The 14,952-nt window shown below is 58.7% G+C and carries 13 protein-coding genes; 8 read left to right on the top strand and 5 right to left on the bottom strand.

The features are described from left to right. Window positions 1-224 precede the first annotated feature (224 nt). The 5 genes from G518_RS37895 to G518_RS0131560 all read left to right on the top strand — a co-directional run bounded on the left by G518_RS37895 (window position 225) and on the right by G518_RS0131560 (window position 6,293). Window positions 225-2,810 carry a TonB-dependent receptor gene (locus G518_RS37895; protein WP_051237618.1) on the top strand — a complete coding sequence of 862 codons (2,586 nt, stop codon included), beginning with the start codon at window positions 225-227 and terminating at the stop codon, window positions 2,808-2,810. A 50-nt stretch (window positions 2,811-2,860) separates the two neighbouring features. Further along, window positions 2,861-3,145, top strand: coding sequence for a DUF3649 domain-containing protein (locus G518_RS0131575; RefSeq protein ID WP_425414321.1), 285 nt, complete (start codon window positions 2,861-2,863; stop codon window positions 3,143-3,145). Further along, entirely contained in the window at window positions 3,142-4,746 is a 1,605-nt protein-coding gene (locus tag G518_RS0131570; protein WP_028605881.1) for a PepSY-associated TM helix domain-containing protein, read from the top strand. Before G518_RS0131575 ends, G518_RS0131570 begins: the two co-directional genes overlap by 4 nt. Next, entirely contained in the window at window positions 4,743-5,024 is a 282-nt protein-coding gene (locus G518_RS0131565) for a DUF3325 family protein (protein ID WP_028605880.1), read from the top strand. The genes G518_RS0131570 and G518_RS0131565 overlap by 4 nt, the downstream gene beginning before the upstream one ends. A 102-nt stretch (window positions 5,025-5,126) precedes the next feature. Next, window positions 5,127-6,293 carry a YncE family protein gene (locus G518_RS0131560; protein WP_028605879.1) on the top strand — a complete coding sequence of 389 codons (1,167 nt, stop codon included), beginning with the start codon at window positions 5,127-5,129 and terminating at the stop codon, window positions 6,291-6,293. Between the two features lie 62 nt (window positions 6,294-6,355). Here the strand turns inward: G518_RS0131560 and G518_RS38975 are convergent, their stop codons facing one another. From G518_RS38975 to ppa, 4 genes are read right to left on the bottom strand one after another with little or no spacing between them, the layout of a single operon-like run. Next, entirely contained in the window at window positions 6,356-6,694 is a 339-nt protein-coding gene (locus tag G518_RS38975; protein WP_051237617.1) for a hypothetical protein, read from the bottom strand. A gap of 12 nt (window positions 6,695-6,706) precedes the next feature. Further along, window positions 6,707-8,146: a GTPase/DUF3482 domain-containing protein gene (locus G518_RS37885; protein WP_156909618.1), complete on the bottom strand. Its 1,440-nt coding sequence runs from the start codon at window positions 8,144-8,146 to the stop codon at window positions 6,707-6,709. Continuing rightward, a complete protein-coding gene (locus G518_RS0131545; RefSeq protein WP_156909617.1) occupies window positions 8,139-9,590 on the bottom strand; it encodes a DUF2868 domain-containing protein in 1,452 nt (483 codons plus the stop codon). The genes G518_RS37885 and G518_RS0131545 overlap by 8 nt, the downstream gene beginning before the upstream one ends. Window positions 9,591-9,626: 36 nt before the next feature. Then, window positions 9,627-10,163, bottom strand: a complete 537-nt coding sequence (gene ppa, locus G518_RS0131540) for an inorganic diphosphatase (RefSeq protein WP_028605877.1) — start codon at window positions 10,161-10,163, stop codon at window positions 9,627-9,629. 284 nt (window positions 10,164-10,447) lie between these two features. Here ppa and G518_RS0131535 point away from each other — a divergent pair, with 284 nt between their 5' ends. Then, window positions 10,448-12,898, top strand: a complete 2,451-nt coding sequence (locus G518_RS0131535) for a sodium-translocating pyrophosphatase (RefSeq protein WP_028605876.1) — start codon at window positions 10,448-10,450, stop codon at window positions 12,896-12,898. A gap of 106 nt (window positions 12,899-13,004) precedes the next feature. On the opposite strand, the gene G518_RS0131530 is transcribed toward G518_RS0131535, so the two are convergent. Beyond that, the gene (locus G518_RS0131530) at window positions 13,005-13,673 is read right to left on the bottom strand and encodes a c-type cytochrome (RefSeq protein WP_028605875.1); all 669 of its coding nucleotides are present in this window, start codon (window positions 13,671-13,673) and stop codon (window positions 13,005-13,007) included. 172 nt (window positions 13,674-13,845) lie between these two features. Between G518_RS0131530 and G518_RS0131525 the strand changes: the two genes are divergently transcribed. Next, window positions 13,846-14,688 carry an AAA family ATPase gene (locus G518_RS0131525; protein WP_028605874.1) on the top strand — a complete coding sequence of 281 codons (843 nt, stop codon included), beginning with the start codon at window positions 13,846-13,848 and terminating at the stop codon, window positions 14,686-14,688. Between the two features lie 5 nt (window positions 14,689-14,693). Further along, window positions 14,694-14,942: a hypothetical protein gene (locus tag G518_RS0131520; RefSeq protein ID WP_028605873.1), complete on the top strand. Its 249-nt coding sequence runs from the start codon at window positions 14,694-14,696 to the stop codon at window positions 14,940-14,942. Window positions 14,943-14,952: the final 10 nt, after the last annotated feature.

Below are 14,952 nucleotides of genomic sequence, written 5' to 3'. Positions count from 1 at the left end.
TAAAGAGTATGGGCGTACCCATATCCTGGCCACATCGACGCTCACGGTCCAACTTTGGATCAGCAAGGGCTGCACGCCCCGGCTTCAGTGATCCACCAAACCATGTGGATTGGACGGTTTCTCCGGGCAGGAACTATCAATTTCGTAAGTAACTGAGGGGATTTTGATTCTGATGCGGCCTACCAAGTAGGAGCGTTTTGAATCTACCTGAGGAAGCGAACGAAATGAGCACCACCCGAAGCCTGGGCCGCCGCGCCGTGCCGGCACACGCCACGACTAATCCTGAGATCGAGGACATCCGTACACGGCCGACCGTACTCGCTGTGGCGCTTCAAGGCCTGTTGGCAGGCAGCCTGGCTGTTAGCGCCGCCGCCGTGCCGGAGCAAGCCCATGCCCAGGCATCAGGCGCCAATTCTGCCAACGCCACTGCCCTGCCCCAAAGTGATACCGTCAAGAGCTTTGCCATCTCTGAAGGTCCGCTTGATATAGCACTGGACCGCTTCGCGCGTGCTGCAGGTGTGAACCTCTCCTACGATGCTTCGCTCATTGCAGGCCTCACAACCCGAGGAGTTAACGGCAACTTCGGCATCAGAGACGGATTGGTAAAGCTGCTGGAAGGTAGCGGCATCGAGGCGCTTGCGCAGTCGGGCGGTGGCTACTCATTGCGGAGAAACTCAAGGGTAGCAAGTGCGACCGTTCCAGCGGCGGCTACCCAGGAACGGGGTTTGCGGGAAGTGACGATCACGGCGTCAGCGGTGCGCCCCAGCGATCTGCCGGAGGCGTACGCGGGAGGTCAGGTAGCACGTGGCAGCCGGATCGGCATGCTGGGCAATATGGACTTCATGGACACTCCGTTCTCCGTAGCGTCCTATACCGAGCAGCGTATTGAGGACACCCAAGCCAAGGACATCGGGAGCGTGATCAGTGCTACCGATGCCTCGGTTTACGTGGCACAAACCCGTGGCATCCAGGAATCCTTCCTGATGCGCGGCTTCAACGTGACCGCGTTTGATATGACCTTCAACGGACTGGCCGGCATGGCACCGTACATGCGCAGTTCCACCGAAATGGCCGAGCGCGTAGAAGTATTCAAAGGCCCTTCCGCCATGCTCAAGGGCATGCCCCCCAACGGCACAGTGGGCGGTGGCGTCAACATCGTCCCCAAACGTGCTGGTGAAGAACCACTCACACGACTGACCACGAGCTACGCTTCCGATAGCCAGTTCGGCGTACATGCTGATGTGGGACGGCGTTTTGGAGAGAACAAGCAGTTTGGCTTGCGATTCAACGGGGTGTACCGGGATGGAAACACCGCGGTGGATGATCAAAAGCACAAGATGACACTGGGGTCGCTAGGCTTGGACTGGCGCGGTGACCGCGTGCGCCTGTCGGCCGATATCTACCGCCAACGCGAGCGACTCGATGGGATTGATTATTTCGGTCTTAACTCCATCGCCACCGCGGTCACACGCTTACCCGTCCCCTTCAGGGGGGACACCAATCTGGCCGCCCCCTGGCTCTTCAACATCAATACCACCACTGCGGCCATAGCACGTGCCGAGTGGGACATCACAGACAAGATCACAGCCTACGCCGCTTATGGCCACAGGGACGCCAACTACGACGCGCTGATCGCCCAGTCGAGCTTGCTGAACGATGCAGGGGACATCTCCACGTCACTGATTCGCCAATACAGCCTGGCCAAGTTGAATTCGGGAGAGATTGGAGTGCAAGGCCAAACCACTACCGGCCCGGTGGGCCACGCCTGGTCAGTGGCGGCCACGACTTACGAGAACAAGGGCGGGGTTCGCAATATTCGGAACTCAACCGATCCGGACTTCCTGAGACGCCTCAACCTCTACAACCTTCAGTTTGGCAACATACCGAATGTGAGCGCGTTTTCTACCAGTGACATTCCAATCTCCTCGAAGAATGAAATGAGCAGTGTCGCGTTGGCTGATCGCATGTCCTTTCTGAATGACACCGTGCAGTTGACTCTTGGAGTACGTCACCAATCCGTCAAGAACACCAGCATCAGCACCACGGGTGTGAGTACAGTTAGCTACGATAAATCAGCGCTCTCGCCTTCGGCTGCACTGCTCTTCAAAGTTTCGCCACAATTTTCCGTCTACGGAAGCTACATCCAGGGTCTGACCCAGGGCAGCACTGCGCCAGCCACGGCAGCCAATGCCAATGAAGTACTGGCCCCTACCAAGACAAAGCAGTACGAGATCGGGGCCAAGTACGACTTCGGCCGTTTCGCAGCCACGGCGGCGCTATTTCAAATTTCCCGACCCAGCACTTACACCGACCCTGTCACCAACATCTTCGCGGCCAATGGTGAGCAACAAAACCGCGGCCTGGAGCTCAATGTGTTCGGCGAAGCGCAGCGCGGCTTGCGCCTGATGGGTGGGTTGACCTACCTGGATGCAACCTTGCAAAAGCAATTGCTCGGCAGAAACAACGGCAACCAAGTGACCGGTGTGCCTAAGATCGTCGCTCGCCTGGCTGCTGAATACGATGTGCCTGGCGCGCCGGGCCTGACTCTAACCGGCCTTATCAACTACGCCAGCAAACGCTATGCAACGGCGGACAACCGCCTGGCGCTCTCGCCCTACACCACGGTGAACATCGGCACGCGCTATGCCACCAAGGTAGCAGGCCATGCAGTGGTGCTGCGCGCCGGCATAGACAACCTCACCAACAAGGCTTATTGGGGCGGTTCGTGGGGCGGCTCTGGCGACTCAGGCCTTTCGGGCGGCTTAGGTGCGCCGCGCACTTTCGCCCTGTCCGCCACGGTGGATTTCTAAACCTGGTCATCAGAAAGACGTCAGGCGATGACTTTTCAATCATGGCAACCATGATGTTAAAGACTGTGGCGCCGCTGGTTTCACGAGTCCTAGCGGCTGTAATCGGAGGCTATTCATTGGCGGCGCTGGCTTCGGTAGCTGCCAGGGTACTACCGATGCCAGCGCCCGAGACCGTTTTTACCGGAATGATGGCTAGCTTTCTCGTCTATACAGGCGCGGTAATCTGGGTATTCGCGGTGCGCTCGGCGCGGCGTGCCTGGATCGGACTGCTGATCGCCGCATTGCCCTTACTGGTGGGCGCGTACCTGGGAGTGTGGCGAGGAGTCGCCGCATGAGCCAATTACGCTTGAACCCAGGTACCGAGCCCGACCCACGCGGGATTCGTCAGACCATGTCGGACTTGCATATCTGGACTGGCCTGCTCGCAGGGTGGATTCTGTATGCCATGTTCCTCACTGGCACGGTGAGTTACTTCAAAGACGAGATCTCACACTACATGCGTCCGGAACTTCCGGCTGCGGCAGCAAACGTCGATCCAGGCGAGACGGCACAGCGCATCGCCGATGCCATCCTGGCGCGCTCACCGGGCACCACGCAATTCAGCGTCAACCTTCCAACGGATCGCAACCCGGCAGCAACAGCTCTTTGGCGAGATGGGAAATCCGGACGCCGGGGCTTTGGCAATGGCGTGTTCGATCCCGCGACTGGCGAGAAACTCGACGCGCGCGACACCCGGGGCGGCGACTTCTTCTACACCTTCCACTTCAACCTTCACTACATGTCCCCTCTATGGGGTCGTTGGATTGCCGGTTTTTGCGCCATGTTCATGCTGGTGGCCATCGTTTCCGGGGTCATCACGCACAAGAAGATTTTCATAGACTTCTTTACCTTCCGTGGTGGCAAGGGCCAGCGTAGCTGGTTGGACGCGCACACAGCACTTTCAGTCTTCGGCTTGCCTTTTCATTTCATGATCACCTGGAGTGGGTTGATTACGCTCATGGTTCTGTACATGCCCTGGGGCCTGCAAACGCTAAAAACGCCTGAGCGGCAGGCCGTGACAAGCGAAATGCGATTTTTCCTGCCTCCGGGCAAACCTGCCGGTCAAGAGGCCGCCCTGAAACCACTGGCAGCTTTTGTCCGGCAGGGAGAGCAACGCTGGGGCGCCGGGGGTGTCGGTGCGGTACAGGTGAGCAACGCGGGTGATGCCCAGGCACGGATCGTGGTGGTGCGCCAACAGGCTCAGCGTGTTTCGACCACACCCCACTATCTGCTGTTCGACGGCGTATCCGGCAAGTTGCTGACCGCCAAAGATTCTTCCGGGGCAGCGGCCAGCACTCAGGGCGTGCTCTACGGTTTGCATCTGGCGCGGTTTGCTGATCCGGTCATGCGCTGGCTGTATTTTCTGGTCAGCCTGGCCGGCACTGCCATGGTCGGTACGGGCTTGGTTCTGTGGACCGTCAAGCGCCGCGTAAAACTGCCCAATCCGGATAGACCGTATTTCGGTTTCTGGCTCGTGGAGCGGTTGAACATTTGCGCGATCGCCGGTCTTTCAATCGCTATGGCAGGCATGTTGTGGGTCAATCGGCTCATGCCGCTTGAAATAAGGCAGCGCGGCGACTGGGAAATCCACGGCTTCTTCATCATCTGGGGCTTGACGCTGATTTGGGCATTGGCACGACCGGCCAAACGGGCTTGGATTGAACTGCTGTGGGCCGGCACTGCAACACTGGCACTCTTGCCAATAGTCAATCTATTGACGACAGACCGACCAATATGGCGAAGCGTAGCCGAGGGCGATTGGGTATTCGCCGGATTGGAGATGACTCTGCTGGCACTGGCCGCCGTGCATGCGGTGCTCGCTGTGCGCACCGCAAGGCACAAACCCAAGACCAAGCCAGTTCGTAAAAGTACCGTGTTGGTAGGAGAGGCTGCATGACCCACCTGCTCATATTCATGCTGTGCCTGCCAGCTTTTGCGGCATTGGCAATGGCTACAGACCGGGCGCAGGACGATGTGCTGGGGCATGCTTTGCCAGCTGCAATCACTCGCAATCTCCGCATCGTGGGGTGGGCACTTCTAGTTGCGGCGCTCTGGGCTGCGGTGGCAACGATGGGCTGGGCCTTGGGGTTAGTGGCCTACAGCGGTCACACCAGCGCAGCCGCAGCAGCCGTGTTCATCATCCTTCTTCTGCGCAACCGGCGCCGGGCGCGATGAGATCAAGCAGAGTGCCCATGCCATTGCTTGCCCCATCGGCCACCTCTTTCGCGGCATGACGCCTAATTTTCACCATTTTCCAACCTTTGAATCAGGACCAAAATGAATCCCTTCAAGATCACTTCATTGCTTCCCCTGGCATTGGCCGCCGCACTCGCCGGTTGCGCCCAACAAGCTGCGGCACCTGGTACGGTGAACGCCGCGGGCGCGGCCCAAATCGCGGCAGCTTCCGTGACGAGACAAGCACCCGCGGAAGGTCTCTACGAAATCGCCTACAGCACCAAGCAAGATGCTGTATTTGTCGCCTCCGCCGGTGGACGCGGCGAAGACGCAGCTCCAGCCAAGATCCAACGACTGCATCCGGAAAGCCTGGCTGTGCAAGCCGAGATACTTCTGGATCGCAAAGGCTATGGCTTGAAGCTAGACGATGCGGCCAATCGCCTGTACATAGGCAATACCAACGACGCCTCCATCACGGTGGTGGACACCACAACCAACAAAGTCATCGGCATCGTGCAACTGGCGGAGAAGATCAAGGCTCCGGGGCCGGATGGAAAAGAGGCGGAGCGCTACCCCCACTCCTTCCGCGAGATGGCGGTTGATTCGGCCAATCACCGTCTTTACGCACCGGGGTTGTGGTTCCAGGAAAGTGCGCTGTATATAGTCGACACGCGTACCCTCAAGACAGAGAAGGTGTTGCCCGGCTTTGGTTTCGTGGCCACAGGAGTGACGCTGGATGCGAAAGCCGGCAAGCTATTCGTATCCAACCTGCAGGGCCAGTTTTTCACTGTAGATACCTCCACGCTAGCTGTGACCAAGGCTGAGGCTGGCGGTGATCAGTTACTGAACCTGGAGTTTGACCAGGGTGCGCGCCGTGTCCTGGCGACCGACCAGGGTCTTGAGAACATCGATGGCATGCGCACCAAGCTGGGCAAGCTGGAAAACTACAGCCAGCGCAGCAAGGGCAATAGGGTCGTGGTGTTGGATCCAGCCAATGGAAAGTTACTCGCCAGCATGCCTACCGGCGCAGGCCCGGTAGCGCTACTGCTTGATGAACCACGTGACCGCCTTTATGTCACCAACCGGGTTGCCGGTACCTTGAGCGTGTTCAACAGCCGTAGCCATGCCTTGCTGCAAACTATTCCCGTCCCCACACACCCCAACAGTCTGGCACTTGATGCCCGACGCAACGTGCTGTATGTGACCATCAAGAATGGAGAAAAGGACCCGAAGGGTGCCAAGGAAAGCGTAGCTCGTATCAAGCTCTGAAACGTACCGATCCGGTAGCTCAGGTCATTGGCTGGCGATAGCCTGTAGCGCACTGAAAAGACCTAATGACGGTCTCGTCGAGGCGCTTTCTTGCCCTGTTGCCCGGCGCTCGACTCGGCAGGAAACTCCATCTTAACGGGGTGCAATTCTTGGCTTGGGTCTATTCGCGCGCCGCAATTGCCGTCGGCGATACCAAACACCAGCACTGCACCTGGCCCGAACCGCTCCGGCACGCTCAGATGGAGCGGGTACGCCATATTGACTGGCGGATTGGTGGACTCCGAGAGCACCTCGCCCTTTGGGCCCAGGACCTTGTAGCACGAAGCCCACGACCCCGCGCTGAACAGGCCAGCTGCAATAAGTATGACGGCTTCTTTCTTCATGGCGTCGTTGTACGCCATGCAGAGAGCTTTTCAAATAGGCCCGGACCGCAAATCCGGTAATTTTTCCTGTAACGGGTACTTTGATATGAGCATTTCAAGGTAACGGGCTGCGTCTTCCAGGGTTTCCTGGCGGTCGTTGTCGGTTCCACGCCTGCCTTTGGCGCCGCGCTCCCACTCCGGATGGCCACGCGCTGGCTGCAAGGCCTCCACCAGTTCACGCAACCCGTCACCCACGCCGTCTCGCGGCCCTGAGGACAGCCGCAGCTTGTCCATGGCTGCGTGGCCGCGGTGCTCCAGTGCACCGATGAGGTGCAGCAAATGATCGCCCATCAGCAGCAGCACGGCATCTTCCACCGTAAGTTCCTGCACACCATTCAGGCGGTTTTCCAGCTTGCGCCACAGGGGCTTCCAGCCACCGCTCAGTGCGCCCCCTATGGTGGCTCCGAGCGTGGTGGCCGCGCCCAGGGACAAACCAGCCATGGCTACGTCAGCCACTGCGCCAAAGCCAGCGCCAATCATGGCGCCCAGGCCCAATTTCTTGCCTGCTTCGCGCAAGGTCTCGGTGTTGAAGAGATCATCTTCCCAACGCGCCGCGATTTGAGGCAGGCGCGCAACTTCTGCATCCCCCCTGCGAAAGGCGAACACCTGCAGCAACTCATCCACTGTTCGGCGAGCGTGAGCCCCCACGTCTTCATGCAAGGCCCGCACAAATTCAGTACGCCTGAGCTCGATCGCAAAATCCTCAGCGCTGATCTGTCTTCTCAGCGCCGCCACGTCGACCAAGCCGCTCGCCGCGACGCGACAGGCTGCCCGCCGGCGATCAGCAGACTCCCGCGCCAGATAGTCCACAATCTCGCCCAGTTGCTGGCGTTTGGCCTGCAATAGCGTGCCCAGATCTCCATATAGCTGCCGCTCCGCGCCCACGAAAGGGGCCACCGCGTCAAACTCGGCTTGCGCGTGTAGATTGCTCTCCAGAAGCACCTGGCGCCATTGATCGCGGCGGCTATTGGGGGCTCGCACGAAGTTCAGCACCGGCATCACGGGTTTGGCGCACCAAGTCAGTATTTCGATCTCGGCACGGTACTTTGGCAATACCGGTTCGCGCGTATCGATCACCAGCATGGCGGCATCGGAGTGCTCCAGCAAGGCGCGCAGTACTTTGGCTTCCTGCTCGAATGCCTCTCGAGATTCCGGGCCTTGCAAAAAGGCTCTCACACGCTCAGGGCGTGATTCGCCCGGCAAGCGATTCAAATACTCCTGGAGGGCAATCGAATCTTCCAGGCCGGGCGTGTCAGTGAATCGCACCGCTGGAACACCTTCTACCTTGAGATCTATGGCTTCGGCATGCCGGGTGGTACCTGGCCGGTCCGACACCTCGCCAAAATCAACCTGTCGGGTCAGCGTGCGCAACAGCGACGTTTTGCCAGCGTTGGTGTGGCCGACGACGGCGATACGGATCGGTTCAGACATTTTCTTGGTCAGGCTCAGAAATTCCCACCAACTCTATGGCATCCAGGCGCTCGGCTTTCAGCCAGTCGGACCATCTGCGAATCCCCTCGGCGCTCGCCGCGGTAGAGGCGCCCTCTTCACCTGCGACAAGAAGCAAACGGCTCTGCCCCGCGAGCGGCATGGTTTCCCGCAGGAAACGAGCGGTGCCGCGATCGGGGCTGGAGGCTCCATGGCAAACCAGAAGCAATGTCCAGGGCCTTGCCAGCGCCAGCGCATGGCTTGTGGCCTCTCGCTCAGCCGCAGAGCCAGCTATGCGCTGCTCCAGCACAGGTTTTCCCTCGATTTCACCAGGCAACCTCTGGAGCGGCCACACTACTTCTGGTGGCAGCTCAAAACCGATTACGGCCAATGTGCCGGGTATGGCTGGGCCATATGACGAGGGAGATAAAGCCGCATCGGACGGTCGCTGCTCAGCATCTGTGACCAGCGGAGGATCGAGCGCATCCAGGCGAGCAAATACGCCTCGCACGTAAGGATCTGCAGTGTCCAACTTGCCCATACGCGCAACACCGACACGCCAGCGCATATAGCTAAGCACAGAAAAAAATATGCGCGGGAGCAAACCGTAGGTCAACACGCAACCCATGAGCCACCACGCCCACTCGCGCTGAGCGTTGGCGCCTGCTCCTGCCAACGTGCCCAAACCATCGACGCCCGCACGCTGGACGGCGGCCGGGTCTGGTACGGGAAAGCCTAGCAGCGAAGGCAACCATCCCGAGGCGTGGACAAAACGTTGGAAGAATTCGCTGCTGAGAATGGTGGTCTCCCAGCTCAACTGGTAGGCATGGAAAGAGAATCCGAAGGCAAGCACGACCAGGATCAGCACGAATGCCAGCGCCCAGATGGTGTGGCTAATCACGCCGAAGGCCCAAGGCAAGAGCCGTTTTTCTTGCAGCAACCGATTGGTGGCGCGTAAAACCGTAAGAGAGTGCGAGCCGCGCTCCAAGGGCAGGCGCACGCTAAGCCACAAGGCCAGCCGACCCAGTGACAGCCCGGCCAGAGCGCCAGGCCAAACCACGCCAAGCAGCCACAGGCCAAGCGTAAAAAAATGCACCCCAAGAAGAGTTACCAGGGCGGCGATGGCATTGATACTGCGCGCCTCTCCCACCACGGCTCGGGCCATACCCAAAGCCGACAGGGCGACCAGCATCGCCAGTACCAACACGACGATCAGGCCAGCGTGGCGCCAGCGCGCCAAATCTTCTGGCAAGCCTAAACGCTCCCCCAGAAGCCATGCACGTTCCATAAATTGGGCGGAGCGTGTCTTCTGAGTACGGTGCGCCCGCCTTAGCTCAGCCTGATCTTCCAGCGGCCCAGTCAATTCGACGAGCGCCACTGTGCCTGCGATGACCGCCGCAGGCAGCGAGGGACGGTTAGGGCTAATGACTAAATCGTGAGCAGGCACCGCGCGATTATGCCGAGCGGCAACCTGCCATCAGTCTCACCCTTGCGCTTTGCGGTAATTTTCCATGCCGTCCAGGATTTCCTTGCGTGCGGAATCAGTACCTTCCCAGCCCAGCACCTTGACCCACTTGCCCGGTTCCAAATCTTTGTAGTGCTCAAAAAAGTGGGCAATCGTCTTCAGCCGCATGGGGTTCAGATCTTCAGGTTTTTGCCATTGTGTGTAAATGGAGAGGATCTTGTCGGTAGGTACGGCCAGTACTTTGCCGTCTTGGCCAGCTTCGTCTTCCATCATCAGGATACCGATGGGACGGCAAGTGACGACCACACCAGGGATCAGAGGCACAGGGGTAATGACCAATACATCCACCGGATCGCCGTCGCCGGAGAGCGTTTTGGGCACGTAACCGTAGTTGGTGGGGTAGTGCATCGCCGTGCTCATGAAGCGGTCGACGAATATGGCGCCAGTTTCTTTGTCTACCTCGTACTTGATCGGATCGGCATTCATCGGAATTTCGATGACGACGTTAAATTCATCAGGAGCCTTGCTGCCGGGGGTCACATTGTCGAGGGACATTTTGGTTTCGCGTTGATAGGAATTGAAAAACTATCGCCGATTTTACTTTCGTGCGGCTTGCAACTTATGAATGAGTAGAAGGTGCTCATAATCCTTCCGGGGCCGAAAAGATTATGAGTACGTTCTCAGGCACTCATCCCGTTTTCGCGCTAAATTCGGGGTGTTGGCCAATCGTAGCCCGAAAAATCGGGGGGAGCGAGGAAGCAACGCAGTGGGAGATGCCACTTGCGCTGTGGTTTGGCCAGTGGTGTCTCCTGAGCGAAACAGCTTTTGAGGAGACAACTATGAACGGGAACGCGGCGCTGATCCTAGCGCTTATCTGCGGTCTGATTGCCGTGGCCTACGGCTTTTGGGCTCGCGGCTGGATTCTTTCGCAAGACGCGGGTAACGCCCGCATGCAGGAAATCGCCAAGGCGATTCAAGATGGTGCTGCCGCCTACCTGGCGCGGCAGTACAAGACCATCGCTATCGTTGGCGTGGTGCTGGCGATCTTGATTGGCCTATTCCTGGACTTGACTACCGCCATAGGCTTCGTTGTGGGCGCTGTGCTCTCGGGCGCCTGTGGTTTCATAGGCATGAACGTATCTGTGCGTGCCAATGTACGCACCGCGCAAGCGGCCACTAAAGGGATTGGCCCGGCACTTGACGTCGCATTCAGGGGCGGCGCCATCACTGGGATGCTGGTCGTAGGCCTGGGACTGCTGGGCGTGACCGGTTTCTACTGGTTCCTGGGAGGCACGACGGCCGGGGCTCATGACCTGAACCCCCTGATCGGCTTTGCCTTCGGCTCCTCCCTGATCTCCATTTTTGCCCGGCTGGGTGGTGGCATTTTCACCAAGGGTGCTGACGTCGGCGCCGATCTGGTGGGTAAGGTGGAGGCCGGCATTCCGGAAGACGACCCTCGCAATCCCGCTGTGATCGCCGATAACGTGGGCGACAACGTGGGCGATTGCGCCGGTATGGCCGCCGATTTGTTCGAAACCTACGCCGTGACGCTGATCGCCACCATGGTGCTGGGCGCGTTGATGGTGGTCAACGCCCCCGTCAACGCCGTCCTGTATCCATTGGGGTTGGGCGCAGTTTCCATCATCGCCTCCATCATCGGGTGCTTCTTCGTGAAGGCTTCCCCTGGCATGAGGAATGTGATGCCGGCTCTCTACAAAGGGCTTGCGATTGCCGGGGTGCTGTCGCTGATCGCCTTCTACGGCGTCACTTTATGGCTGATGCCTGACAACGCCATCACTGCGACTGGTACACAAATGCGCCTGTTCGGTGCCTGTGCGGTTGGTCTCATACTGACCGGCGGGCTGGTCTGGATCACCGAGTTCTACACCGGTACGCAGTACGCGCCTGTGCGCCACATTGCACAAGCCAGCACAACCGGGCACGGCACCAACATCATCGCTGGCCTGGGTGTTTCGATGCGTTCCACGGCTTGGCCCGTGCTGCTGGTGTGCCTGGCCATCCTGGCTTCTTACGCCCTGGCAGGTCTCTACGGCATCGCTGTGGCGGCCACCTCCATGCTGAGCATGGCTGGCATCGTGGTGGCATTGGATGCCTATGGCCCCATCACCGATAACGCGGGCGGCATTGCCGAAATGAGCGAAATGCCGGCCAGCGTGCGGGACATCACAGACCCGCTGGATGCCGTTGGCAACACCACAAAGGCCGTCACAAAAGGCTATGCCATTGGTTCAGCAGGCTTGGCAGCACTGGTGCTTTTCGCGGATTACACTCACAAGCTCGACGGGTTGGGAATGTCCGTCAATTTCAACTTGAGCGATCCGATGGTGATCGTCGGCCTGTTCATTGGCGGGATGATCCCTTATCTCTTCGGTGCTATGGCCATGGAAGCCGTGGGTCGCGCCGCGGGAAGCGTGGTGGTGGAAGTGAGGCGGCAGTTCAGCACTATCAAGGGCATCATGGAAGGCACCGCAAAGCCTGAATACGGCAAAGCGGTAGACATGCTAACCACTGCGGCCATCAAAGAAATGGTGATCCCCAGCCTGCTGCCTGTTGTGGTGCCCATCCTGGTGGGCCTGATCCTCGGGCCGAAAGCACTGGGCGGGCTGTTGATGGGAACCATTGTCACCGGCCTGTTCGTGGCCATTTCCATGTGTACTGGGGGCGGCGCCTGGGATAACGCCAAGAAGTACATTGAAGACGGTAATTTCGGCGGCAAGGGATCTGAAGCACACAAGGCCGCCGTCACGGGCGACACCGTAGGCGACCCCTACAAGGACACGGCTGGCCCCGCGATCAACCCGCTGATCAAGATTATCAACATCGTGGCGCTGCTGATCGTGCCGCTGGTGGTCAAAATCCATGGCGGTGACGTGGCGGCCGCGCAACAAGTGCCCGTGGCGCCCGTGGCGCCCGTGGTGGCCGTAGTAGCGGTGGAAGCGATAGAAGGCGACGCCGTACGGGTGGAAGGCTCTACCGTGCGCTTTTACTTCGCTACCGGCAAAACCGTACCCCATCCGGATGGCGCAAACGCCCTGGCCGTGATCGCTGATGGCGTGAAAGCGGGGCGTACGGCAGCCATCAGTGGCTATGTCGATTCTTCAGGCAGCGCTGCCGCCAATGAGGAAGTCGCCAAGCAGCGTGCGGTTGCCGTGAGCGATCTGCTCAAGACGCTAGGCGTGCCGGAAGGCCAGATTGAATTGTCGAAGCCCGGCAGCATCAATGCCGGCACCGGCGCTCAGGCAAGGCGAGTTGAAGTAACGTTGAAATAAAGCCCGCCCCAAGAAAAATGCCCCGCTATGCGGGGCATTTTTTCGTTCAGGCTCCAGATGAAACTGCCTGCGCAGTCACTGGAGGCTGAACAATTGCCGTAGATTCCTAGCGGAAGCGCGATTGAGGCACGGTCTTCAGTTCGCCATCGAGCGAGCTGATGTAATTGGACATGGCCTTCAATTCAGCATTGGAGAACTGCTTGACCATGCCAGCCATCACTGGATTGGCACGACCCCAGGTGTGGTGAGAATTGTCGCGATAGGCCTTCAGGGCTACGAACAGGTAGTCTGAGTACTGGCCAGCGATCTTGGGATAGCTTGGATCGATTGGCTTGGAGAAATTATCTCCATGGCAAGAGATACAAGCGCCTTTTTGCAGCAACTGGGCCACCTGAGCGCTAGGAGCGCGAGGTGCAGGCAGAGGGCTTGCGCCTTCGACGCGGCCGCTTTGCTCGTAATAAGCCGCCACATCGGCAATATCTTGCTCGGTCAGCGTGCTGGCAATGCCGCGCATGCTGGGGTGTTTACGGTCACCCTTTTTATAGCCTTCGAGCACAGCACCAATGTATTTAGCATTTTGGCCCGAGATTTTGGGCACTTTATACACTTCTGGAAAGCTGGACTGATAGCCCTGGATGCCATGGCATCCAATACACATAGCAACCTTGCCGGCGCCGGCCTTGGCATCACCTGCGGTGCCTTGTGCCTGGGCCGGAAACACCGCCGCCATGGCGAGTGTCAGTGCTGCGAACATCGGGGACAAAGCTTTTTTCATTTTGCGCGCACAATTCACGTTGGTTTGATCCGGATCAGCGGACGATTGTAATCGACGCTTCCTGGAGCTTGTTGAGCACGGTCACAGCCCTTCACAAGGCATGAAAGTGAGCCACATAATCCAGTGATTCGACAACCACCGCACCCTCCTACTTTTCGTCCTTATATCCGACATGAAATTTCAAGGCTCAGAAAACTACGTCGCCACGCAAGACCTAAAGCTGGCGGTCAACGCATCCATCACGCTAAGGCGCCCTTTGCTTGTCAAGGGAGAGCCCGGCACCGGCAAGACCATGCTGGCCGAGGAGGTCGCCCAATCGCTTGGCTTGCCACTGCTGCAGTGGCACATCAAGAGCACCACCAAAGCGCAGCAGGGGCTCTATGAATACGATGCCGTCAGCCGCCTGCGTGATTCGCAGCTGGGAGACGAGCGTGTGAAGGATATTCACAACTACATCGTCAAAGGCGTGCTGTGGCAAGCTTTTACAGCGGAAGAACCTGTGGCGCTCCTGATCGATGAAATCGACAAGGCCGACATCGAATTCCCGAACGATCTGCTGCGCGAACTCGATCGCATGGAATTTCACTGCTATGAGACCCGCGAGCTGATCAAAGCCAAAAATCGACCGCTGGTGTTCATCACCTCCAACAATGAGAAAGAGCTGCCTGACGCTTTCTTGCGCCGCTGCTTCTTCCACTACATCAAGTTTCCTGAAGCCGAAACGATGCGTCAAATTGTTGACGTGCACTTTCCCAACCTCAAGCAGGAATTGCTCGGTGCCGCGATGAAAGTCTTCTACGACGTGCGCGGCTTGCCAGGGCTGAAGAAAAAGCCCTCCACGAGTGAATTGCTCGATTGGCTCAAATTGCTGGTGGCGGAAGATATCCCGCTTGCCGCGCTGCAGAGCACCGACAGCAAGGTCTCAGTGCCACCCCTAGTAGGCGCGTTGCTGAAAAACGAGCAGGATGTCAGCTTGTTCGAAAAGCTGGTGTTTATGAACCAGCGTAACCGCTGAGGTCTATGCAAAGAAACGAAACGCCTTCCGCCAGCCAACTCTTAATACAGGGTGTCAGTCAGGCCGCTGGATTTGTTGTCGGTGCGCTACTGGGTCGATGGATTGGCACTCTGCTGGGGTGGGACGCCTTCGGTCCTGATGGCTACACTTGGCCGGCCATGCTGGGCATCGTGCTCATAGGTCTGGGCGGCGGTGCGGGCTTGCAGTTGGCGCGGCGCTGGTATAACCGCCGCTACGGCGTTTCAAAGATCTAAGAGGCGGCTC

Origin of the sequence: Ottowia thiooxydans DSM 14619 (assembly GCF_000422885.1) — a bacterium.
GTDB lineage: Bacteria > Pseudomonadota > Gammaproteobacteria > Burkholderiales > Burkholderiaceae_C > Ottowia > Ottowia thiooxydans.
The sequence above is the reverse complement of the archived record's forward strand: the minus strand, read 5'-3'. Positions and strand labels throughout refer to the sequence as shown.

What these genes read in the sequence shown, in the direction of transcription:
- G518_RS37895 (WP_051237618.1), top strand. Translation starts at nt 225, where the DNA reads ATGAGCACCACCCGAAGCCTGGGCCGCCGCGCCGTGCCGGCACACGCC.
- G518_RS0131575 (WP_425414321.1), top strand. Translation starts at nt 2,861, where the DNA reads ATGATGTTAAAGACTGTGGCGCCGCTGGTTTCACGAGTCCTAGCGGCT.
- G518_RS0131570 (WP_028605881.1), top strand. Translation starts at nt 3,142, where the DNA reads ATGAGCCAATTACGCTTGAACCCAGGTACCGAGCCCGACCCACGCGGG.
- G518_RS0131565 (WP_028605880.1), top strand. Translation starts at nt 4,743, where the DNA reads ATGACCCACCTGCTCATATTCATGCTGTGCCTGCCAGCTTTTGCGGCA.
- G518_RS0131560 (WP_028605879.1), top strand. Translation starts at nt 5,127, where the DNA reads ATGAATCCCTTCAAGATCACTTCATTGCTTCCCCTGGCATTGGCCGCC.
- G518_RS38975 (WP_051237617.1), bottom strand. Translation starts at nt 6,694, where the DNA reads ATGGCGTACAACGACGCCATGAAGAAAGAAGCCGTCATACTTATTGCA.
- G518_RS37885 (WP_156909618.1), bottom strand. Translation starts at nt 8,146, where the DNA reads ATGTCTGAACCGATCCGTATCGCCGTCGTCGGCCACACCAACGCTGGC.
- ppa (WP_028605877.1), bottom strand. Translation starts at nt 10,163, where the DNA reads ATGTCCCTCGACAATGTGACCCCCGGCAGCAAGGCTCCTGATGAATTT.
- G518_RS0131535 (WP_028605876.1), top strand. Translation starts at nt 10,448, where the DNA reads ATGAACGGGAACGCGGCGCTGATCCTAGCGCTTATCTGCGGTCTGATT.
- G518_RS0131530 (WP_028605875.1), bottom strand. Translation starts at nt 13,673, where the DNA reads ATGAAAAAAGCTTTGTCCCCGATGTTCGCAGCACTGACACTCGCCATG.
- G518_RS0131525 (WP_028605874.1), top strand. Translation starts at nt 13,846, where the DNA reads ATGAAATTTCAAGGCTCAGAAAACTACGTCGCCACGCAAGACCTAAAG.
- G518_RS0131520 (WP_028605873.1), top strand. Translation starts at nt 14,694, where the DNA reads ATGCAAAGAAACGAAACGCCTTCCGCCAGCCAACTCTTAATACAGGGT.